The organism is Streptococcus sp. HMSC078H03, assembly GCF_001808655.1.
Taxonomy (GTDB): domain Bacteria; phylum Bacillota; class Bacilli; order Lactobacillales; family Streptococcaceae; genus Streptococcus; species Streptococcus salivarius_G.
In genome coordinates, this window is the sequence record NZ_KV794107.1 from 86,901 (window position 1) to 109,299 (window position 22,399).

A 22,399-nucleotide genomic window follows, 5' to 3' on the forward strand; every position below is an offset into this window, starting at 1 on the left:
GAGGACCTCATGAAACAGTTTAAACATAAAAAGTTTATCGGTTTGGCCTTGCTTGTCTTTTTGGTCTTCATGGTACTTGGAAAATACACTCAGAGCACGGCTTTCACATCGTCTTCAAGAGTTTATGCCACAACCGTTGTCGATAAGAATACTGGGAACAAGGTGCGTTTTGAAGTTCGTAAAATCAAGGGAGACAAATACGAAGTCAAAAATACGGAGACAGGTGATACTTATCAGGCTAATGCCCAAGCCGGCGAAGACCGTTCTTTGAGCTTTAAGTTGGCTGGAACTAACGGCAACTCAGACGGTACTATCCGTATCACACCAAGTATGGTGCCTGGAGGAGATGCAAAGGTTGAAATGACTGACTCAAACACCTATACTCAGGTTGAGGGAGGTTCTGAAGTCGTTGAGTCTAGCGAGGCTTCGTCTAGTTCTTCAAGTAGCCAAGTTAAAAGCATTATTAAGGATATTTTGGAATCAAGTAGTTCATCCTCTGGTAGCGACGCAAGCTCAGAGTCGTCTTCTAACGATCCAAATAAGCCAAATGCAGATATCAAGACTAAGACCGATGTCAATGGTGATAAGGAAACCACTTATATTGCAGACTATTCGACTGAGGACATTAAGTCTATCACGGAAGCTTTTGGGAAATGGCTCTATCAGTCTGATTATGCCAAGGATGCTGTTTTAGTTCAAAGTAGCTTTGACAGTATCACTAAGGTCAATGATGGTAGTCCAACCTTCCTTTCATTTAAGGCACCTAAGGAAAAAGATAGCAGCCAAACGATTACCATCCTTGCTAATCTCATCAATGCGGATGGCTATGAACATATTACTGGTGTTCCGAGTGGTATCATCAATGGTAAGGAAGTCTCAAACTATGATTTCAAGGACTATAAAAACACGGTTGATTCCTTTGCTTTAGGGATTAATGACAATAGTGGTAAGACCGCAGACTATAGCCCAACATCATCTTTCCGTCTTTATACCTTGAAGGATAAGAAACATGCTATGTATGAAGACGATGCCGCTGAACAAAAAGCCCTCTTTAAGGACTTTTCAGCTGATGATAAAACTGGTGGCAATTATAATGGCTACAACAAGCTTTATAAGGATTTGGTTGACCAAGATAAGGATTCTTACCAAATCGTTCTAGGTTCTAATGGTACTGTTTATTATGTGACGAACTACTGGAAGGGTAATTACGATAAGAAGGCTGTTCAGACCTATAAGGTAGCACCAGATGATATGCAAGAGGCTTACCAAGAGTTGCTCAAGCATTACTCTAGTGCTAGCACATCTGAAAGCTCAGAATCTTCAAGTTCTTCACAAACATCGGAGTCATCATCAAGTTCATCAGAGACTAAAACAGAATCAAAAACGGAAACCAAGACCGAACAAACAGGCATGGATGTTAATGCTATCAAGGATAATAACTTCCAAAGCCTCGAAGGGACTTGGAAGAATGGGAATGGCTTAAGTCTGAATTTTTCTAAGGACAATTTAACAGCTCCTGAGAATTATGTTGTTGAAAATACAAATGGAAAACTTGAGAATGGCTATCTCACATCAAGTTTAAGGATGGGAATTACCGGAGCAGCGATTGTCTTTATTCCTAAGGGAGTAACGCTTCCGACAGTACAGGGATTTGTGGATGGTTCGGATAATACTAAAGACCGTATTTTGATTACCCAGTCAGCATCACCACAATCTGACGCCAAACAATTCTACTACAAGGCTGACTAGACCTTAGGTTTAAAAAAAAGTCTTGGAAATTCGAAGAAGGTCGCAGAGGTTCCTAGTCACCTAAAGAAAGTTTCTAAAAGAATATGTCTTTAATGAAAAAGTTGAGATAAAATTGTCTCAACTTTTTTATGTTACATTTGTAACTTTAATTTAATAGTGAGTCTATCTTCTATAAATAAATGGATTCTTAGAGGTATTATAGACCTTAATAGAAAATTAATTATTGTGAAAACTTACAAAAAGCTATATAATGAGTAGTGTTGTAAAAAGGGCTTCCTAGGGGGTTTTTGAGGAAGTTTCTTAAATCAGATTAAAGGGAGAGGGGGAAAAGAATGACTTCTATTATTGAATCACTACTTGCTGTTTTTAAAGATTTTCATTGGCTAGTATCTATAGACATGCTCTTGATTTTCTTTGTCAATTATCTGATGTTTCATGCAGCTGGTAGGGTCAAGATTTCTTGGTGGCTACTTTTATTAGGTGGCCTTTTATCAGTTGTTTTGACTCCCCTTCTTCCTATGGGATTCAAATTTTTACTTAATCCTCTCATTTTATTTTGTTTTAGTTATTACAAACGTCCAGACTTGCCATGGATAGAGCCGGTATTTAATAGTTTTTATGCCTGGGGGACAACCAATATTATTATACGAGGCTTGTCATTAATCGTTTTTCCTTTACTTTTGGGAGCCGACTTGATGAGCCGCATTCCAGAATCTTTAACGGAGTTTATATGTGTGGTAGTTACCTATCCTCTTTACCTCTTGGTTCACCGTTTTATTGGTTATGAATATTTGCAGGTCGAGGAAAAGGAGCGCTTACGCATACACTTCACCCCTATTGTTATTGGGGTTAGTTTTGCCTTTCTTTCATACGGGCTTCTAAATGATTTCATGCCTTACTTTGCTAGCATCTGGCCTGTAGAAGTGGTTAACAATTATGCCAAGTTGATCGTTCTATTAGCAACAGGAGCCTTCTTCATCGTTGTTTCCTATGCCAACCAGTGGATTAAGGATGAACTTTTTCTGGAGTTGAAAGAGGAGCAGGAGCGTCATTTCCAGAGCTTACAGGAATCTAGTAGACATATCCTCCATCTTTATCAGGAGCTATACCGTGATGGAGTGCCTAAGGTAGTCGTACCTAAGAAGGCTAAGACCGTTCTGGCTACTAGTCAAGAGGGAGACACTCAGAACCTATCTGATGAAGAGGTTCCCTTCAGCAAGGTTATGCCAGATATTTCTAACCTGCTTTCTCAATTGTTACGTTCCGTCATTGAGAGTAAGTATATGGAGTTTCATGCTGTTGGCGTTGATTTTATCATGGAGGTTCCAGACCCTATATCCCCAGTTCATATCGATGTAGTGGATTTATCAGCTGTTCTAACCACCTTCTTGGACAATGCCTTGTTGAGAGCTCATGGTCAAGAAAATAGTTTAGTTCGTATGTCTTATTACCAAAGAGGTGAGGTCCAGGTCCTCTCTGTAGAGACAACCCTTTCGCAAGATAGTGCCGAGGCGCCCCACGAGGCGTATGAGAGTCACTTATCAATCAATGAGCAGCTCGAAGATATTATGGAGCGTTACCCTCAGTCTAAACTTAGCTTTAAGAATGATAAGTTCATCTATAGACAGCAATTTGAATACTAAAGACTTGTAAAAAAAATATAGAAAGGAGATTCGATGTTTGAATCGTTTTTGGGAATAAATTTTTTAAATCTCTATGATACAGATGCCTTTCTAGCCATTCAGCTTATTTTAACTCTGACGATAAATTGTGCCATTTTCAAACGAATGACAGACATTCGTATCTCCTGGACGGTCTTCTTGACCTTAGCCCTGTTAGATGTAGTCATTCAGTATAATATTACTAACATGATTATGGTTTTTGATGTCTTTATCCTGATGATTTTGGCCTTTCTTGCTAAAGGGAAGACCTGGTCAGTGACCCAGTATGCTTTTCATACTTTGTTTCCAGTGGTGACGTCAGATTTACTTTATCGCTTATTGGGACTCTTCTTTATTCCCCTTCTCTTAAATCTCCCTGTCGCTGAGGTAGGGTCCAATGCTCTTTTCTATCTCTTATCTTACGGCTTGATTTTGCCACTTTATTTTGTATTTGACCGTTTCTTGGGCTTGGATTTGAAGCGTTGGAAGGTCTATAGTGATGACTCTTTCCAGAACCTCCAGATTTCTAGAAGAGTTGCTATAGCAATGGCCATTTATTTATTGGGAATCTATCTCAGTGTGAACTTAGACAGTTGGTTCCCTGGCTATTCTTCAGAGGTGGAGTTGAGATTTCGGATGCTTTGGGTTCTCTTGTCCGCAGTGGCTTTCATTTTCCTAGTTGCCCATCTTAATCAACTGTCTAGGCAGTATTTGGAAGAGAGTTTGGCCATGGAGGAAAAGAGGCATTTGAATAGTTTGACCAAGGCCAACCAAAAGATTGATCTTCTCTACAATGAGTTGTTACAATATAGACAGTCTTATCAGACGGTTGTGGAACAATTTTCAGAGGAAGTGCGTGACCAGGAAGAGGCTCTTGCCGAGCAGGTGTATCAGAATGTGCTTAGAGAGAGTGCCAAGGAGTTTGAACGTTTCCGTGTCATTGATAATCCTAAGCTGGAAAATATTCAGTCCTTACCCTTACGTAGTCTTCTTTCGGCTCGTATGATGGAGGCTAAACGTAGTAATATTCCAGTGACTTGTGATATTCCTGAGGAAATTTCAGGGTTTACCATGAACGTGGTTGACTTGACCTTGCTGGTGTCTATTTTCTTTAATAATGCGATTGATGAGAGTAAGCAGGTACCTGCCAGTCAAATCAATTTTAGTTTTCATCGACATGATGAGGATGGAAGTTACCATTTCGTCATGGAAAATAGGACGCAAGAAGAAAAAGTTGACCTTGATGCCATTATGCAGGAAGAAAACCAGAAGAAGACCTCAGGTCTTAACCTCCACTCAGCCAAGGACATTCTTAGGAAGTATAGTGATGCCAACCTGATTACAAGCAGTGGTGATTACCTCTTCAAACAGGAATTGATTTTTAAATAAATATATAGAGCTAAATCAAAGGATTTGGCTCTTTTTTTAGGTACAGGTCCATAAAGGAGGGCTCTTTGCTGTTGAGTTTGTGCTTATGTGTGAAAATTTAGGACATCGGAGGAGATAGGAGCGAGGGAGGAGTCTGATTGTTGCTTCATTCTGTGTTATAATAGCAAGGATTAGTGGTTGTTAGCGCTAAGTGAATGGCAATTCTTGCTTAGCCTAACGACTGGTGTAGAGACAAGAAAGGGACGTCTTATGAAATTACTTTATACGGATATGTCTCAGGATTTAACAGAAATTCTGACGGAGCAGGCAACCAGCTATGCTCAAAAGGGAAAGAGGGTCTTTTATATTGCCCCTAATGCCCTGTCATTTGAGAAGGAGCGTAAGGTCTTGGAATACCTGCCTCAGTCAGCATCCTTTGAGATTACGGTGACTCGTTTTACTCAGATGGCGAGATACTTCATTCTCAATACGAGCAACCCCAAAACGCAGCTGGATGATACTGGTCTGGCCATGATTTTTTATAAGGTGTTGTCGCATATGGGCGATGATGAGCTCAAGGTTTATGGCCGTTTGCGCAAGGATAGTAACTTTATTAATCAATTGGTAGACCTTTATAAAGAGTTGCAGCAGGCTAATATGACGGTTCTGGATTTGCAGCATTTGGATCAGGTTGAAAAACAAGAGGATTTGCTCAGGATTTTCAGTGCGGCTCAGGATCTCTTGTTGGCAGGAGATTTTGACAATCAATCAAAACTTAGTGCCTTCTTCAAGGAAATTACCTCAGGACATCTGGATAAGGCACTGGGTAACACGGTTTTGGTCATTGATGGCTTTACGCGTTTCTCTGCCGAGGAGGAGGCCCTAGTTGCTCTCTTGAATGATAAGTGCCACCAGATTGTCATTGGGACTTATGCCAGTCAAAAAGCTTATAGGGCTAACTTTGTTTATGGCAATGTTTATCAGGCCTCAGTGGATTTTTTGAGAACTTTGGCTCAGACCTATAAGGTGACACCCGACTATGTGACGACAGACAAAGAGGGCAATCCTTCTTTTGCGCGCATTAGTCGTCTTTTGGAGAGCCGTCATGATTTTAGTACGGTAGATGAGCAGCTAACTGCTCAGGACAAGCAAGCCTTGCAGGTATGGGAAGTGGTCAACCAAAAGGAAGAGGTGGCTCAGGTTGCCAAGAGTATTCGTCAGTTACTAGCAGATGGCAAGCGCTATAAGGATATCTTGGTCCTGCTTGGTGATGAGGAGAGTTATAAGCTTCAGGTGGGGCAGATTTTCCGAAAATTTGATATTCCCTATTATTTCGGTAAGGAAGAAACCATGTCTAGCCATCCTTTGGTGCAGTTTGTGGATTCGCTGGAACGTATCAAGCGCTATAATTATCGTGCTGAGGATTTGCTTAATCTCGTAAAATCCGGTCTCTATGGTGGTTTTGCTCAAGAGGACTTAGACCTTTTTGAATATTATGTCAATTTTGCAGACATCAAGGGGCGTCACAAGTTCTTGTCTGATTTTACGGCCAATAGTCGTGATAAGTATGATTTAGACCAGCTTAATGCCTTGCGCTCACAACTGGTAGAGCCCTTGGACAAGTTGCTTAATAGTCGCAAACAAAAGGGTTCTAGTCTACTCAAGAAACTAGTGGTCTTTTTAGAGGCTGTGCAAGTGCCAAGCCAAATGGCTAGTTTGACTGCCAAGGCCAGTGAGGCGGAAAAAGAACAGAACGAACAGGTCTGGAAGGCTTTCACACAACTCTTGGAGCAGGTTGAGACTATTTTTGGGGAAGAAACACTGTCAGTGGACGACTTTTTGTCCATTTTGCGTTCAGGAATGTTGGCCTGTGATTACCGTACGGTCCCAGCCACTGTCGATGTGGTTAATGTGAAGAAATACGATTTGATTCAACCACACTCTGCTCCTTATGTTTTTGCCTTGGGGATGACCCAGTCACATTTTCCTAAGGTAGGGCAAAATAAGAGTCTCCTGTCTGACGAGGAACGTAGTCGTATCAATGAGGCTACGGATGAACACAGGAGTTTGGATATTGTTACGCAGAGCAACAGTCAACGGGGGCATTTTGTGGCTATGTCACTTTTTAATTCGGCTAGTGAACAATTGGTGCTTAGTCAGCCACAAATTCTCAATGAGACTCAAGATGACATGTCGGTTTATTTGAAGGAGCTGCTTGACCTTGGTCTTCCTTTGGTTGAAAAGGGACGTAATCGTTTCGAGGCCAAGGGTGACCAGATTGGGAACTACAAGGATCTTCTATCAACTGTCATCGCCCTTAACAGTAGCCATCTAGATGCTGATTTGGACAAGGAAACGCAGACTTTCTGGTCAGTTGCTGTGCGTTATCTCCGTAAGCGACTTGATAAGGACCAAGTCTTGATTCCAAATGTGATTGACGATGTGACGACGACCAAGGTTGATGATCAGGTCATGCAGCTGGTCTTTCCGGGGGAAGAACCACTGAAATTATCAGCCTCGGCTCTGACGACCTTCTATAACAACCAATATCTTTATTTTTTGCGTTATGTTTTGGGGCTTGAAGAGTTGGAGTCCATCCATCCAGATGCTCGACACCATGGGACTTACTTGCACCGTGTCTTTGAGCGTGTTATGGGGGATTCTTCGCCAGAAAACTTCGATGATAAATTGGAAAAGGCTATTGCTCAGACCAATCAGGAACAACCCTTTGAACTTCTCTATACAGAGGACCAAGAGAGTCGCCTGTCTCGTCAGATTTTGGAAGATATCGCTCGTTCAACTGCCAGTGTTTTGCGTGATAATGCGGCTGTTAAGGTTGAGCGTGAGGAAGCCAAGTTTGATTTGCTTTTAGCAAATAGCATCAAGATTACAGGGATTATTGACCGTGTGGACCGTTTAACGGATGGGGCTCTGGGTGTCGTTGACTACAAATCAGGTAAAAATGTCTTTGACATTCAGAAATTCTACAATGGCCTCAGTCCGCAGTTGGTAACCTATCTAGAAGCCCTCCGCCAGACCTATAAGGTTGATGCTGATCAGCTTTTTGGTGCCATGTATCTTCACATGCAGGACCCACAGCTTAGCTTAGCTCAGTTTGGTCTGGATAAGCTAGCAGCTCAGGCTCATAAGGAATTGACCTATAAGGGACTTTTTGTGGCTTCAGAAACAGAGCATCTGGCTGGTGGAAACTATGATTTACAAAAGACTGTCACCTATGACAAGGAGGACCTAGAAAACTTGCTAGACTACAATATCAAGCTCTTTACAAGTGCTGCTGAAGTTATTCGAAGCGGGAATTTTGCGGTTAATCCTTATACCGAGGATGGCAAGTCTGTTCAAGGGGATCAAATCAAGGCAATTACTCATTTTGAGGCCGACCGCCACATGGGACAGGCTCGAAAGCTCCTGCGTTTACCAAGTAAGGGCAAGAAGGAAGCTTATTTGGAGCTGATGGCAAAAGATGAGGACTATAATGAGATGCAAGTTGCTGAAAAAATCGTCCCCTTTCTAGTCACTGATCAAGCTGTGACAGCAGACAAAAAAGACCAGGAGGACAACCATGTTGACTAAAGCTTTTTTAAGTCCAACAGAGATTAAGGAACGCATTGCCCAAGAAGCAGCTTCTGACAAGGAACGCAAGTTAACACCTGAGCAGATTGAGGCCATTTACAGTAATGGTAGTAATATTCTTGTGTCAGCTTCGGCTGGATCAGGAAAAACCTTTGTTATGGTTGAGCGTATCCTTGATATGATTGGACGTGGCGTTGGCATTGACCAACTCTTTATCTCAACCTTTACGGTAAAGGCTGCAGGTGAGTTAAAAGAGCGTCTGGAAAAACGTCTGACAGAGCAGCTTGGACAAGTTGAGACGGATGAAGAGCGTGCCTTTCTTTCAGATCAGATTGCCAAGATTGGGACGGCAGATATTGGAACTATGGATGCCTTCACCCAGAAATTGGTCAATCAGTATGGCTATCTCTTGGGTGTGTCACCTATTTTCCGCATTATGACAGATCCTGCCGAGCAGACACTTATGAAAAATGAGGTTTATGCCGATCTTTTCAACGATTACATGCAAGGAAAGGATGCCCAACTTTTCCAAAAATTGGTCCGCAACTTCGCAGGAAATGGCAAGACTAGTAAGGCTTTTCGTGATTTAGTTTACGATGTCTATAACTTTTCTCAGGCTACTGCAGGTCCTGAAAAATGGCTACGTCAAAATCTTTTAAAAGGGCAGGCAGAGGCCAATCCAGACAAGGCTAAAGCTGAGCTTTTAGAGGATCTCAAAGATGGCTTGTTGGCTGATTTCTTAGACTTCTTAAGAGACCATTTAGGCCTAGCTCAGCGTGAATTTGCCAAGGCTAAGTATCTTAATAATGTGTCGGATGCCATTAGCCTTCTTGAAGGAGCCTTGGCCAATGACCAGACGGATATGGAGGACTTGCTCAAACAACTCTTGACTTTGTCAGGAGGAACTGGTTTGACCAATATGACTCGTCCCAAAGACGAGGAACTCAAGGCCTACAAGGAGGCTTACAACAAGACCAAAAATGAGTTTGTGGCCCAGTTGCGAGAGGTTGATACCCAGCTAACGGTCCTCGAGGTTTTGACCAAGCATAATGATAACATCTTACCTCTGTTAGAGCTGCTTCAGGCCTTTGTACTTGATTTTTCGGACCAGTATTTACAGGCAAAGATTCAGGAAAATGCCTTTGAATTCTCGGATATTGCCCATTTTGCCATCCGTATTTTGGAGGAAAATCCAGAGGTGGCAGCTAGCTACCGTGACCGTTACCATGAAGTGATGGTAGACGAGTATCAGGACAATAGCCATACCCAAGAACGCATGTTGGAGCTCCTATTTAACGGCCACAACCGATTCATGGTGGGAGATATCAAGCAATCCATCTATCGTTTCCGTCAGGCAGACCCTCAGATTTTTAATGGTAAGTTCCAGCTTTTCCTTGAAAATCCAGATGCAGGTAAGCTGATTCTCCTTAAAGAGAATTTTCGTAGTCAATCTGAAGTTCTTGATGCGACTAATGGTGTTTTCAGCCACCTCATGGACCAGGAAATCGGGGATATCCTCTATGACAAGACTCACATGCTGGTAGCGGGTAGCCAGAAGCAAAAAGAACCCCATCCTGAAAATGAGACAGAGGTTCTGATTTACAATAGTGATGAAGCGAGTGTGACTCCTGACGAGGAAGGTGTTGATCAACCTATTAGTAGCGGCGAGATTTCCTTGGTTATCAAAGAAATCATCAAACTTCACGAGCAGGGTGTACGTTTTGAGGACATTACCCTCCTAGCACCTACACGTAATACCTATCTGGACTTGATGGCAAGCTTCGAGGAGCACGGAATTCCTTTGGTTCCTGACGAGTACAAGTCAAGCTACCTAGAGTCACTAGAAGTTATGATTATGTTGGACACCCTTCGTGCCATCAATAATCCTCTCAATGACTACGCCTTGGTTGCCCTCCTTCGTTCACCTATGTTTAACTTCAACGAGGACGACCTGGCTAGGATCGCTGTCCAGGCTGACAAAGGACAATTTTATGACAAGCTTCTTGCAGCTCATACTAAATCAGGACTTCATCCAGAAGTCGTGACGCAAGGACTGGAGGCCAAGTTGACTCTCTTCATTGAGACTCTGGCAGATTGGCGTGATTACAGTAAGTGGCACTCGCTTTACGACCTCATTTGGAAGATTTACGACGATCGTTTTTACTATGATTATGTTGGCAGTTTTCCACGAGCTGAGCAACGTCAGGCCAATCTCTACGCCCTTGCCTTGCGTGCCAATGCCTATGAAAAGACTGGCTTTAAGGGACTTTCTCGTTTTATTGGTATGATTGATAAAATCATTTCTAGCGGTAACGACCTAGAGGAAGTGACAGACTTGGTTCCCAAAAATGCCGTTAGCCTCATGACCATTCACAAGTCCAAGGGACTAGAGTTCAAGTATGTCTTTGTCTTGCAGATGAATCGCAAGTTTATTGGTCACAGCAAGGACGGTCTAAGTGGCAAGTACATCATCAACCGTGAAAAAGGACTAGGCATTAAGTATCTAGCTGACCTCAAAGACCAGGTAAATACCAATTTGCCTAAGTTAAATGTTGTTCTCGAGACCTTAACCTTCCAGGAAAATCGTAGGGAAGAACGCCGAGCAAGTATCTCAGAAGAGATGCGTCTGCTCTATGTTGCAATGACCCGTGCAGAGAAAAAACTCTACCTAGTTGGTAAGGGCAGTAAGGAGAAATTGACCCAGCAATTTGGCACGGATGTTGAAAATAATCGTTTACCAGTAGCTCTACGTGACCAAATCGCTACTTATCAGGATTGGGTTATGGCTTTGGATACTGCCTTCATGAGAAAGGATCTCAAGTTTACTGTTCGCTTTGTTGAGGCTGAGGAGTTGACTCCAGAGGCTATTGGTCAGGTTGAAGTTCAAGCAACAGTAGATGCTGATGATCTATCTAACAATCGCCAGACGGAAGACATTAAGCGTGCCCTAACTGTCTTAGAAAGTGTTGAAAAACTCAATCAACTTTATGCACCAGCGATTGACCTGCCATCTGTGCGTACGCCGAGCCAGCTCAAAGCCTTCTACGAACCTGTCATGGATACTGAAGGGGTGGATATTATGGACAAGAAAGAGGAGGTACAACCTCTGGAGACATCCACTAGCTTTGAACTTCCAGATTTTGGGCAAAAAACGAAGGTCACTGGAGCTGCAGTTGGTTCAGCCACCCATGAACTCATGCAACGCTTGATTCTTTCTAACAAGGTGACCCTCCAAGATTTGACACAGGCCTTGAGTCGGGTATCCGCAGATGATCAAGTCAAGGCGCGTGTGCAGTTAGAAAAGCTACTAGGCTTCTTTGACACCGAACTTGGAAAGCTCATTCTAGCTAACCGTGATAAGTTGCGTCGCGAAGCGCCATTTGCCATGTTGGCAGAAGACCCGGCTAGTAAGGAAGACTTTGTCGTCCGTGGTATCATCGATGGCTACCTTCTTCTTGAAGACCGTATTGTCCTCTTTGACTATAAGACAGACCGCTTCACTCAACCTGGTGAGCTTAAGGACCGCTACAAAGGGCAAATGAGCCTCTATGCTAAAGCACTTAGCCAAGCCTATCAAGTAGATAAGATTGACAAATACCTTATTCTCCTAGGTGGAAAAAACTTGGAAGTCGTAGAAGTATAAGCTATAACATAACCATTCTTTCATAGTGAAAGAGTGGTTTTTTTGGTGTCTCAATCCCACCAAAAAAGACCGGTGTGCACACACCAGTCTTTTCAGATAGATTTCCATCAGTATTGTAAGTTCGTTAAAATATTAGAGGATGGAAATAGTTATGAAAAAAAGTATCTTGTAGGTTGCTTAGGCCTACAAGGGTTATTATAACAAACTCATCTCAGTCTAAACAAGGTTAGAAAAATTAGAATTCAACACCACGAACATTACTATTTTTTAATAATCCAAGTCTATAACAGCTAAAAAATAGACAAAAACCGCCAGCATTAGACTGACAGTATTTGTTTAGTTTAATCCTAATGTCAACTAATCAAAGGCACCACCCAATTGACCCAGGCCCAGGAAATAGGCATAACCAGAATCATGGATGGAATCATATCTGCTGTTGGGAATTGACGCAGTTTCATAATACGAAAACCGGTCGCAATCATGAGGAAGCCCCCGCAAGCCTTAAAGTCTCCAATCATGGCTTTTGTTGTTAGAGGGAGAATGAAACCAGCACTCACAAAGAGGAGGAAGAAAACGATAAATTGTGGAATGGCAATCATGGAGACGATGTAGCCTAGACTACAAGAGAAAATCATGGCTGTAAAGAAATCTAGGATAGATTTGGAAATCAAGATGGAGGAATCGCCTGTCATCCCAGACTCAAGGCTACCGTAAATTCCTGTACCACTCGCACAAAAAAGGACGATAACTGTCAAGAGCTGTGCATAAAACTCATCGTGAGCTAACCCTGTTTGTTTGCTTGGTGTAATCTTGGACAAGCCTTTTTCCATAAGTCCAGCCCCCTTGTTGATGAGGTTTCCAAACTTTAGGGCCAGTCCAATGATGGTACCAATAACCACCGCGAAGATAACCGCAGGCATATTAACCATATTCATAATAGCACTAATCCCCATAACCATAGAGGCTAGACCAAAGATAAGGTTAAGGTTCTCCTTGAAATCGTCTCGAAGATAATCCCCAAAGAGTCCTCCAGCGATTCCTCCTAAGATAATAGATAGCGAGTTGATGATAATTCCAGTTGGCACCAGTGATTTTCCTCCTATTGATCTAAATACTATAAGTTTAGCATTATCAAAGACCGAATGCAAAATTGTCTCGTTTTTACAAACGTTTTCTTGAAATTGTACCTTTGAAATGATACAATAAATGAGAAGGTAACGAAATAGCCTTATCTAAACCTATTGTCGGCATTATTAGAGTATTGTTCATGAAAAACATAGCAATAATTCTAATTTATAATTTAATATAAAGTGTAAAATGAGACTATTGTTAAATAGATTCTCAAGAAAGGATAAAAGATGATTCGTTTTGAACACGTAACGAAACGTTATGAAGATAAAGATGCTCTCTCAGATCTTAACCTCGAGATTCGAGATGGTGAGATTTTTGGTCTAATCGGTCACAATGGAGCTGGTAAGACCACGACCATTTCTATTTTGACGTCTATCATTGAAGCTAGCTACGGTGAAGTTTACGTTGATGATATGGCCCTCAGTCAACATCGTGATGCCATCAAGAAAAAAATCGCTTATGTGCCAGATTCACCGGACCTATTCTTAAATTTGACGGCCAATGACTATTGGTACTTCTTGACACGTATCTATGATTTGGAAGCTAGTCAGGTTGAGGAACGTTTGACTAATCTCATGGCTACCTTTGACTTGACGGAGAGTCGTTATAACCTCATTTCTTCCTTCTCTCATGGTATGCGTCAGAAGGTTGTCGTTATCGGTGCACTTTTGGTTAATCCACAGATTTGGGTTTTGGATGAGCCTCTGACTGGTCTGGATCCACAGGCGTCTTATGATTTGAAGGAAGCCATGCGTCATCATGCCAAGGAAGGTAATAGTGTCCTTTTCTCAACCCACGTTTTAAGTGTAGCTGAGCAGCTCTGTAATCGGATTGCTATTTTGAAGAAAGGGAAACTTATCTTCCAAGGGTCTCTAGCTGAACTGAAGTCTCAGTACCCTGACAAGGATTTGGAAACTATTTATCTGGAAATGGCTGGACGTAAGATTGAGGAGGTATAGTCATGAACTGGAACCATGTTTGGGAGCTTTTTAAAATCAATCTCCTCTATGCTAATCCTCAAGCAGTAACTAACCTACAGAAACGTCAGGAGAAAAAGAAAAAAGCCAATTTCTCCATCGTTAATGCCATGCTTAGACAACAACTCTTGATTCTAGCTGTTTTTACGGTTGTTTATAGCTATCTTTTTGTAGGTGTCGATTATAAGGCCAATCCTGGAGTCTTAACCCTATATCTCTTGACTTTTTCAATCATGGGGCTTCTCCAGACCTTCACGGCTCTCTATAGTACCTTTTATGACAGTAAGGATAGCAAGGCTTATCTGCCTCTTCCCTTGAAGCCAGCGGAAGTTTTTTTGGCCAAGACCTTGTCAGGCTCTATGGTTGGGATGACCTTCATGGTACCTATCCTTAGTCTTCTCATTCTAGCTTACTGGCAATTTATTGGCCCATTGGGGATAGTCGTTGGGCTTCTGACCTTTATCGTTTCTCTCTTTATCAATCTTGTTTTTTCAGTGATTCTGTCTAATAGTATTGGAACGCTGATTGTTCGCAGTTCTCATAAAAAGCTCTATTCAACCATTTTGATGACCTTGTCAACCCTATTGATTATGTTGCCTATTATGATGGTCGGTTTTATTAAAGGTTATGTTGATGGTGCTGGACATGCCGATTTTCCCTTGGTTCCTTATCTAAGAGGTTACTATGATGTCGTAGCTGCCCCTCTATCTCCAGAGGCTCTGCTAAATTTCTATCTTCCCCTGGTTGTAGTGCTTATCTTGGGCTATTGGTTTTATAAAGTCAGAATGCCTCGTTATTTCCACGAAACCATTTATAACCAAAAGGCTAGAAAGCCTCAGGCCAAAGCTGTTACTCGAAGCCAAAGACAGGTCTTGATCCGCCATCATTTATCTACTTTGGGGAATTCAACCCTCATTATCAATACCTATGTGGTGCCGGTCTTATATATGATCATGTTAGGTGGGGGTGCGGTATTTTTGAAAGATCTGGGCCCAGACTATTTCGGACTCCTGCTTTTGGTCGGAATTGCCTTTGGTTTCTTTTCAGCTCAACCAACAAGTTTTCTTGGTGTAGCAACATCCTTAGAGGGGACAAACTTTGACTTTATTCGTAGCCTGCCAATCAATACGGGTGACTATCTTCGTCAAAAGTTCTGGCTTTTCTATGCCTTGCAAGTCGGTGTATCCCTCTTACTAGGAGGACTTGGTTTAATCTTCCTTGCACATCTCCATCTGATTTTGGTAGCAAGTTTCACTCTTGGTTTTCTCGTAACAACCTATCTTGTAGGTGGTTATTACTTTGAACGTGACCTTAAATTGTTGGAAGTGAATTGGCAGGAAGTTACCCAGCTCTTCAATCGAGGTGGCGGACAGTGGCTCTATATGGGTATCTTTATTCTTACAATTTTCATCGCTGCCTTGCTAGGAGGTATTGTTTTCTTTGCAAGTAAGTTCTGGATTGCCTTAGTAGTCAATGCTATAGTATCTGGGCTTATAGCTTTAGTTGTCCTAATCGTTTATCTCTTTGTTGATCGCAGACGTTGGAAACGTATTAGAGCCATGTTTTTTGCCTAGAACAAACTGTTTAAAGAGTCTCTCCGATTGGAGGGATTCTTTTTTACTGAAAATCCTTAATATGTAAACTTATGCATTATATATGTTAAAATACCTGAATTTAGTGTATAATCATAAACATGAAACGAAATTTTGACTCAGTAAAACGCCTGGTTATCAAAATCGGGACTAGCTCTCTGGTTTTACCATCAGGGAAAATTAATCTTGAAAAAATCGATCAATTAGCTTTTGTTATTTCTAGCTTGCATAATAAAGGAATTGAGGTTGTCCTCGTATCCTCTGGTGCCATGGGCTTTGGTCTCAATGTTCTAGACCTTGAGAAACGCCCAGCAGAAGTTGGTAAGCAACAGGCTGTCTCAAGTGTAGGGCAGGTAGCTATGATGAGCCTTTATTCTCAGGTCTTTTCACATTATCAGACCAAGGTATCTCAGTTGCTTTTGACGCGTGATGTGGTTGAGTATCCCGAGAGTTTGGCCAATGCCATCAATGCCTTTGAGAGCCTCTTCGAGCTTGGAGTTGTCCCAGTTGTGAATGAAAATGACGCTGTCAGCGTAGATGAAATGGACCATGCGACTAAGTTTGGAGACAATGACCGCTTGTCTGCTATCGTTGCTAAGATTGTTGGTGCAGACCTACTTATCATGCTGTCAGATATTGATGGGCTTTTTGATAAGAACCCAAATGTTTATGAGGATGCGACCCTTCGTAGCTATGTCCCAGAGATTACCGAGGAAATTCTGGCCTCAGCTGGTGGTGCTGGTAGTAAATTTGGTACGGGTGGTATGATGAGTAAGATTAAATCTGCCCAGATGGTTTTTGAAAATCATAGCCAAATGGTTTTGATGAATGGTGAAAATCCACGTGACATCCTTCGTGTCCTAGAAGGAGCCAAGATTGGTACACTCTTTAAACAGGAGGACTAAGATGACATATATCGATACACTGGGCCAACAGGCCAAGGTGGCAGGTCGTCAGATTGCTAAATTATCAACAGCAGCTAAAAACGACCTTCTAAATCAGGTAGCTAAAGCTCTAGTAGCTGAGAGTGCCTATATTATCACTGAAAATGCTAAGGATATGGCAAATGCCAAGGAAAATGGTATTTCAGAGATTATGCAAGATCGTTTGCTCTTAACGGAAGACCGTATCGCAGGAATTGCTGAGGGTGTCCGTCAGGTAGCAGATCTTCAAGACCCAATTGGTCAAGTGGTTCGTGGCTATACGAATCTGGATGGTCTCAAAATCGTTCAAAAGCGTGTCCCTATGGGTGTTATCGCTATGATTTTTGAGAGCCGTCCCAATGTCTCAATCGATGCCTTTAGCCTTGCCTTTAAAACCAATAATGCCATCATTCTCCGTGGAGGACGTGATGCCATCAATTCCAACAAGGCCTTGGTTACAGTAGCCCGTAAGGCTTTGGAAAATGCAGGTATCACAGCAGATGCTGTTCAGCTGGTTGAAGATACCTCTCATGAGGTAGCAGAGGAACTCATGGCGGCGACCAAGTATGTTGACTTGCTTATCCCTCGTGGTGGAGCCCGTCTCATCCAAACGGTTAAAGAAAAAGCCAAGGTTCCTGTCATCGAAACGGGTGTTGGTAACTGTCATATTTATGTGGATAAATATGCTGACTTAGATATGGCGACACAGATTGTTATCAATGCCAAAACCCAACGACCAAGTGTTTGTAATGCTGCAGAATCTCTCGTCGTTCATGCTGATATTGCGGAAGACTTCTTGCCTAACTTGGAAAAAGCTATTTCAAAAGTTCAGGCTGTTGAGTTCCGTGCGGATGAAAAGGCTTTGAAACTTATGGAAAAATCCGTACCCGCTTCACCAGAAGATTTTGCGACAGAGTTTCTTGACTATATTATGTCTGTTAAAGTGGTAGATAGCCTTGATGAGGCTATTAAATGGATTAATACTTACACGACATCGCATTCAGAGGCTATTGTGACTCAGGATATCAGTCGTGCGGAGCAATTCCAAGATGATGTTGACGCTGCAGCTGTCTATGTTAATGCCTCAACCCGCTTTACAGATGGATTCGTCTTTGGACTGGGTGCTGAAATCGGAATCTCAACCCAAAAAATGCACGCCCGTGGTCCAATGGGACTGGAGGCCCTAACGTCAACCAAGTTCTATATTAACGGACAAGGACAAATTAGAGAATAACCCATAAAGCTCCATGAAGGAGCTTTTTTAGTTGGTTTGCTAGACGACAGGTCTTCTGATATACTGGTAGTATCAAGGATGAGGAGATTTTGCCATGTTTAGAGCTTATAAAAAGTATTGGATGGGCTATGTCGATTTTACAGGACGTTCAACTCGCTCAGACTATTGGTTGGCAGTTTTAGCGAATACTATTGTAGGTATCATTTTATTTAGCATAGTTATAGTTGTAAGTGTTTTTGATAGTCCGAATAGTCATTATCATGTTATTCTCAGCTTACTGTATGGGTTTGCAATGCTATATTGTTTTGCTAACTATATTCCATCTATTGCCCTTCAGGTGCGTCGCTTACGTGATGCCGGTTTTCACTGGGCATTGATTTTCTTACGCTATGCGCCTGTTATAGGTGATATCGTACTGTTGGTTTTGTGTTGTCAACCCACAAAAGTAGAATTTCCTTTCAACAATTTTAATAATCTTCAGCAATGATAGTTACTTAACAGCCTCCTTAGGTTGTTTTTTAGTTGATTTGTCAAATTCTTTTTTTATTGCTATACTATAAGTATCAAAAAATGAGGAGATTTTATTATGATCGAAGCTTATAAGAAGTTTTGGAAGGGCTATGTAGATTTTGAAGGCCGTTCAACACGTTCAGATTACTGGTTTGCATATTTGGCAAATATGTTAACAGTTATTGCTTTTTATGTGTTGCTGGCAATCTTTGGAGGCATTGCAGGTGCTACAGAATCAAGCTTTTTTGCTGTTATTTCATTCATCATCCTATTTATCTTTTTTGCCTTTGGTGTTGCTGCCATCTTACCTGGTCTTGCTGTAACAGTTCGCCGTTTACGTGATGCTGGCTACAATTGGCCGTATATTTTTGTTACATTTATTCCATTTGTAGGTCCTATTATCTTCATTGTTTTACTATGTAAACCAACTAAAGTTGAGTATCCATTTAACAACTTCAATAATCCACAGCAATAATAACGACTTAACAGCCTAGTATGGCTGTTTTTTAGTTGATTTGTCAAGCTTCTCTTCTCTTGTTATACTGAGAGTAACATAAAAAGGGGGATTTTATTATGATTGAAGCCTACAAAAAATTTTGGAAGGGCTATGTTGATTTTACGGGCCGTTCAACACCTTCAGATTACTGGTTTGCATATTTGGCACATGTATTGATTTTCTTTGCTTATTATTTGCTCGATGCAGTGTTTGAAAGAATGGTATCTGCAACAGGGTCAATGGATGTATTTACTATTTCAGTTATTTTACTACTCATCTTTTTTGCCTATGGTATTGCTACAGTTTTACCTGGTATTGCTCTAACGGTTCGTCGTTTGCGTGATGCTGGCTATAATTGGCCGTATATTTTTATTCCTTTAATTCCCTTTGTCGGTATTTTTATCTTCATTTTTCTACTATGTCAACCAACAAAAGTAGAAGTGCCAGTCAACAACTTCAATAATCCACAACAATAATGGCAATCAACCAACTCTTTGAGTTGTTTTTTTTGATGTTAAAAAAGTTTTATGTTAATGTTGCACATTTTAATATTTCTGATATAATCTTATCTGAGACTAATCGATACTAAAAATATATTTAAGAAATGTGAATACTCTATGAAACTACTTCGTCATTTAAAAGAAAAACGTTACCTTATTTTGGCATTTACCCTACCGGCTATCCTATTGGCTCTGGCTATTGTCTTTTTGCAACCTGCACACAATCATGCAAAGGTCCAAGTCAAGGTTACTACTAAGCAGTCATCGTCTAGCAAACCTAAGGCGTCATCCAAATCATCGAGCTCTAGCTCTTCGTCATCTTCTTCAACCTCAAGTGAGTCTTCAAGTGAATCGTCATCAGCAAGCTCAACGGTAGAAGCAGCTAGTCAGACAGAAGCAAGCTCTACTCCTGCGGTAGCATCAACGCCTACGCCATCACCATCTTCAGCACAAGAGGCTTATCAAGCGCCCCAGTATAGCTATGTGCCACCAACAACTTATACAGAGTCACATAGTGAGTCTTCAAGCTATACAGCACCTGCCTACAGCGCAGATGTTAGCTCTGGGACAACAGAATAAGGGTTAGAGAAAAGGAATTTAGGATTAGAAATGAAAAATAAAGTTTTAGCATTAGTAACAGGATTATCTAGTTTAGTCCTATTAGCCGCTTGTTCAAACCAGCAAAATGGCTTGACTTCGACGACTTCATCTTCATCAGTAGAACAGTCACAATCAAGAAGTAGTGAAAGCTCTAGTCAAGAGAAAAAGGTAGATACCTCTGCTTATGATAGCATCATTAGTAAGTACCAAACAGCTGTGGCCAACAACCAAACGGATGCCTCGCTTAATTCTCTCGTTGTTACCTATGCTAATTCTCAAACAAGTCCTGCCTCAACGGTCTATACTTACCGTGATCTGGATGGTAATGGTGTTGATGAGTTGATTCTTGCTTTTAAGCCGGGGAAACTCTTTAAAGAGCATATGATTACGGATATTTATACTATCTCTAAGGATAGTGGTCAGGTGATTCGTCTGACAGAAGGTTCACAACTGGGCATGTTGGGTGAGCGCATGACTTTGGCCTACCTCAAGGATAACACCTTTAGCTACTATGGTAGTGCTGGTGCTATGGCTGGTGGAGGTTCTGGCTACCACTTTAGTAGTGATGGTCAATCTCTTGTAAAAGATGACAGTGATTCGGGTGCAGAGAAGGCTGATCTTTCGAATTGGGATTGGAAGGATCTGAGCAGTGCCTCTACTAATAGTAGTTCTAGCGCAGCGTCACAAACTCAAACAAGTTCAACATCTCTTAAGCCTGATGAACTCAAAAATGGCAATTACAAATCAGCTGTAGGAACATGGAAGTCTTCAAATGGAAAGACCATCACCATTACTTCGGATGGGCAGTTGGATTTCTGGGGCTATACTTATCCTATCGACAAAGTCTCACCCAATCAATATGTGTCTGGTATATATACCTTAACTTATGTTGATTCTAGTCCAGTAGGGAATACTCCAATTCAGCTTTGTCCTAAGGGCGTTAGCGATGCAAGTGATGCGGGAGATAACAGTAAGGACCGTATCTTAGCGACGAATGGAGTGCCATCTGAGGAAAGTTATTTTTACAGAGTGGATTAATCTCATCAGACTAATAGATCAAAAAGTCAGGCCACAGGTCTGGCTTTTTTACTATCCTGTCAACTTACAGAACGAGACAATTTCTCTATTCTTGTGCTATAATAAAAGTTATGACTAATGAATTTCACCATGTAACCGTTCTTTTACACGAAACTGTTGATATGCTTGATATCAAGCCCGATGGCATCTATGTTGATGCGACCTTGGGTGGCGCAGGACATTCGTCTTATCTTTTGTCGCAATTATCTGAAAAGGGTCATTTGTACTGTTTTGATCAGGACCAAAAGGCTATTGATAATGCTCAAGTGCGTCTCAAGGACTATATTGATAAGGGTATGGTGACTTTCATCAAGGATAATTTCCGTAATCTCAAGTCCAATCTTGAAGCCTTGGGGGTGTCTGAAATTGATGGCATTCTCTATGACTTGGGTGTCTCTAGCCCACAGTTGGATGAGCGTGAGCGTGGTTTCTCCTATAAACAGGATGCTAAGCTGGATATGCGCATGAATGAGGAGGCGAGCTTGACCGCTTATGATGTGGTCAATACCTATCCTTACAACGATTTGGTGCGTATTTTCTTCAAGTATGGTGAGGACAAGTTCTCTAAACAAATTGCACGTAAGATTGAACAGGCTCGTCAGGTTAAACCAATTGAGACCACGACGGAACTGGCGGAAATCATTAAATCAGCTAAGCCTGCTAAGGAATTGAAGAAGAAAGGCCATCCAGCCAAGCAAATTTTTCAAGCTATTCGTATCGAAGTGAATGATGAGCTTGGTGCTGCGGATGAGTCTATTCAAGAGGCCTTGGATTTACTTGCTGTAGATGGTCGTATTTCGGTCATTACCTTCCATTCTTTGGAGGATCGATTGACTAAACAGCTTTTCAAGGAAGCCAGTACGGTAGATGTGCCTAAAGGTCTACCTTTTATTCCTGAAGACCTCCAACCTAAGGTAGCCTTAGTTAATCGTAAGCCAATCCTACCTAGTCAGGAAGAATTAGAAGCTAATAACCGCTCGCATTCTGCTAAATTGCGTGTGGCTAAAAAAATCAGGAAATAATTATGGAAAATAAGGAACATCAGATTGTTAATAGAGCCATTAGAAACCATATTCGTTTTATGACGCGTATGGAAAAGGCCTTCTATTCGGCAATTGTTTTGACAGCTATTGTGATGAGTATCGCTGTTGTATTTTTACAAGGGCGTAACCAGGCTATCAAGCAACAAATCACAGACCTTAATAGCAAGATTAGTGATGAAAAAACAGAGCTTAACAATGCTAAGCAGGCGGTTAATGAGTTGACAAACTCTGACCGTATTAAAGAGATTGCTAATAAGGCAGGCCTGTCTATTAATAACGATAGTATTAAGAGTGTGAAGTAACC

Annotated in this window: 17 protein-coding genes; 16 read left to right on the plus strand and 1 reads right to left on the minus strand. The window is 41.5% G+C overall.

Annotated elements, in window-relative coordinates; translation table 11 throughout:
* Positions 1-9 precede the first annotated feature (9 nt).
* The 5 genes from HMPREF2607_RS05630 to addA all read left to right on the plus strand — a co-directional run bounded on the left by HMPREF2607_RS05630 (position 10) and on the right by addA (position 12,012).
* Positions 10-1,749: a DUF6287 domain-containing protein gene (locus HMPREF2607_RS05630; RefSeq protein WP_048790189.1), complete on the plus strand. Its 1,740-nt coding sequence runs from the start codon at positions 10-12 to the stop codon at positions 1,747-1,749.
* Positions 1,750-2,081: 332 nt separating this feature from the next.
* Entirely contained in the window at positions 2,082-3,392 is a 1,311-nt protein-coding gene (locus tag HMPREF2607_RS05635; RefSeq protein WP_048790190.1) for an ATP-binding protein, read from the plus strand.
* 33 nt (positions 3,393-3,425) lie between these two features.
* A complete protein-coding gene (locus tag HMPREF2607_RS05640; RefSeq protein ID WP_048790191.1) occupies positions 3,426-4,799 on the plus strand; it encodes a GHKL domain-containing protein in 1,374 nt (457 codons plus the stop codon).
* A gap of 249 nt (positions 4,800-5,048) precedes the next feature.
* On the plus strand, positions 5,049-8,369 hold the full coding sequence (gene rexB, locus HMPREF2607_RS05645) for an ATP-dependent nuclease subunit B (protein WP_070476312.1): 3,321 nt from the start codon (positions 5,049-5,051) through the stop codon (positions 8,367-8,369).
* Positions 8,359-12,012: a helicase-exonuclease AddAB subunit AddA gene (addA, locus tag HMPREF2607_RS05650; RefSeq protein WP_070476280.1), complete on the plus strand. Its 3,654-nt coding sequence runs from the start codon at positions 8,359-8,361 to the stop codon at positions 12,010-12,012. The genes rexB and addA overlap by 11 nt, the downstream gene beginning before the upstream one ends.
* A gap of 353 nt (positions 12,013-12,365) precedes the next feature.
* On the opposite strand, the gene HMPREF2607_RS05655 is transcribed toward addA, so the two are convergent.
* Complete coding sequence (locus tag HMPREF2607_RS05655; protein WP_064523930.1) at positions 12,366-13,097, minus strand: DUF554 domain-containing protein; 732 nt, start codon at positions 13,095-13,097, stop codon at positions 12,366-12,368.
* A 273-nt stretch (positions 13,098-13,370) separates the two neighbouring features.
* Between HMPREF2607_RS05655 and HMPREF2607_RS05660 the strand changes: the two genes are divergently transcribed.
* From HMPREF2607_RS05660 to ftsL, 11 genes are all read left to right on the plus strand, one after another.
* The gene (locus tag HMPREF2607_RS05660; protein WP_064523928.1) at positions 13,371-14,102 is read left to right on the plus strand and encodes an ABC transporter ATP-binding protein; all 732 of its coding nucleotides are present in this window, start codon (positions 13,371-13,373) and stop codon (positions 14,100-14,102) included.
* Positions 14,103-14,104: 2 nt separating this feature from the next.
* Positions 14,105-15,694 carry an ABC transporter permease gene (locus tag HMPREF2607_RS05665; RefSeq protein ID WP_070476282.1) on the plus strand — a complete coding sequence of 530 codons (1,590 nt, stop codon included), beginning with the start codon at positions 14,105-14,107 and terminating at the stop codon, positions 15,692-15,694.
* 119 nt (positions 15,695-15,813) lie between these two features.
* Positions 15,814-16,617, plus strand: a complete 804-nt coding sequence (gene proB / locus HMPREF2607_RS05670; RefSeq protein ID WP_014635008.1) for a glutamate 5-kinase — start codon at positions 15,814-15,816, stop codon at positions 16,615-16,617.
* Between the two features lies 1 nt (position 16,618).
* Positions 16,619-17,869: a glutamate-5-semialdehyde dehydrogenase gene (locus HMPREF2607_RS05675; protein ID WP_070476284.1), complete on the plus strand. Its 1,251-nt coding sequence runs from the start codon at positions 16,619-16,621 to the stop codon at positions 17,867-17,869.
* A 94-nt stretch (positions 17,870-17,963) separates the two neighbouring features.
* Entirely contained in the window at positions 17,964-18,356 is a 393-nt protein-coding gene (locus HMPREF2607_RS05680; RefSeq protein WP_037620160.1) for a DUF805 domain-containing protein, read from the plus strand.
* Between the two features lie 99 nt (positions 18,357-18,455).
* The gene (locus tag HMPREF2607_RS05685) at positions 18,456-18,854 is read left to right on the plus strand and encodes a DUF805 domain-containing protein (protein WP_021143652.1); all 399 of its coding nucleotides are present in this window, start codon (positions 18,456-18,458) and stop codon (positions 18,852-18,854) included.
* Positions 18,855-18,952: 98 nt separating this feature from the next.
* Positions 18,953-19,351, plus strand: coding sequence for a DUF805 domain-containing protein (locus tag HMPREF2607_RS05690; protein ID WP_021143653.1), 399 nt, complete (start codon positions 18,953-18,955; stop codon positions 19,349-19,351).
* A gap of 141 nt (positions 19,352-19,492) precedes the next feature.
* Entirely contained in the window at positions 19,493-19,954 is a 462-nt protein-coding gene (locus tag HMPREF2607_RS05695; RefSeq protein WP_014635003.1) for a Wzz/FepE/Etk N-terminal domain-containing protein, read from the plus strand.
* Positions 19,955-19,984: 30 nt separating this feature from the next.
* Positions 19,985-21,013, plus strand: a complete 1,029-nt coding sequence (locus HMPREF2607_RS10535; RefSeq protein WP_021147434.1) for a hypothetical protein — start codon at positions 19,985-19,987, stop codon at positions 21,011-21,013.
* A gap of 110 nt (positions 21,014-21,123) precedes the next feature.
* Positions 21,124-22,074, plus strand: a complete 951-nt coding sequence (gene rsmH, locus HMPREF2607_RS05705; RefSeq protein WP_002888254.1) for a 16S rRNA (cytosine(1402)-N(4))-methyltransferase RsmH — start codon at positions 21,124-21,126, stop codon at positions 22,072-22,074.
* A gap of 2 nt (positions 22,075-22,076) precedes the next feature.
* Positions 22,077-22,397 (plus strand): cell division protein FtsL, encoded by a 321-nt coding sequence (ftsL, locus tag HMPREF2607_RS05710; RefSeq protein ID WP_002891750.1) that lies wholly within the window; start codon positions 22,077-22,079, stop codon positions 22,395-22,397.
* Positions 22,398-22,399 lie beyond the last annotated feature (2 nt).

What these genes read in the sequence shown, in the direction of transcription:
- HMPREF2607_RS05630 (WP_048790189.1), top strand. Translation starts at nt 10, where the DNA reads ATGAAACAGTTTAAACATAAAAAGTTTATCGGTTTGGCCTTGCTTGTC.
- addA (WP_070476280.1), top strand. Translation starts at nt 8,359, where the DNA reads ATGTTGACTAAAGCTTTTTTAAGTCCAACAGAGATTAAGGAACGCATT.
- HMPREF2607_RS05695 (WP_014635003.1), top strand. Translation starts at nt 19,493, where the DNA reads ATGAAACTACTTCGTCATTTAAAAGAAAAACGTTACCTTATTTTGGCA.
- HMPREF2607_RS05690 (WP_021143653.1), top strand. Translation starts at nt 18,953, where the DNA reads ATGATTGAAGCCTACAAAAAATTTTGGAAGGGCTATGTTGATTTTACG.
- ftsL (WP_002891750.1), top strand. Translation starts at nt 22,077, where the DNA reads ATGGAAAATAAGGAACATCAGATTGTTAATAGAGCCATTAGAAACCAT.
- HMPREF2607_RS05675 (WP_070476284.1), top strand. Translation starts at nt 16,619, where the DNA reads ATGACATATATCGATACACTGGGCCAACAGGCCAAGGTGGCAGGTCGT.
- HMPREF2607_RS05660 (WP_064523928.1), top strand. Translation starts at nt 13,371, where the DNA reads ATGATTCGTTTTGAACACGTAACGAAACGTTATGAAGATAAAGATGCT.
- HMPREF2607_RS05635 (WP_048790190.1), top strand. Translation starts at nt 2,082, where the DNA reads ATGACTTCTATTATTGAATCACTACTTGCTGTTTTTAAAGATTTTCAT.
- HMPREF2607_RS05685 (WP_021143652.1), top strand. Translation starts at nt 18,456, where the DNA reads ATGATCGAAGCTTATAAGAAGTTTTGGAAGGGCTATGTAGATTTTGAA.
- rexB (WP_070476312.1), top strand. Translation starts at nt 5,049, where the DNA reads ATGAAATTACTTTATACGGATATGTCTCAGGATTTAACAGAAATTCTG.
- HMPREF2607_RS05680 (WP_037620160.1), top strand. Translation starts at nt 17,964, where the DNA reads ATGTTTAGAGCTTATAAAAAGTATTGGATGGGCTATGTCGATTTTACA.
- HMPREF2607_RS05665 (WP_070476282.1), top strand. Translation starts at nt 14,105, where the DNA reads ATGAACTGGAACCATGTTTGGGAGCTTTTTAAAATCAATCTCCTCTAT.
- rsmH (WP_002888254.1), top strand. Translation starts at nt 21,124, where the DNA reads ATGACTAATGAATTTCACCATGTAACCGTTCTTTTACACGAAACTGTT.
- HMPREF2607_RS10535 (WP_021147434.1), top strand. Translation starts at nt 19,985, where the DNA reads ATGAAAAATAAAGTTTTAGCATTAGTAACAGGATTATCTAGTTTAGTC.
- proB (WP_014635008.1), top strand. Translation starts at nt 15,814, where the DNA reads ATGAAACGAAATTTTGACTCAGTAAAACGCCTGGTTATCAAAATCGGG.
- HMPREF2607_RS05640 (WP_048790191.1), top strand. Translation starts at nt 3,426, where the DNA reads ATGTTTGAATCGTTTTTGGGAATAAATTTTTTAAATCTCTATGATACA.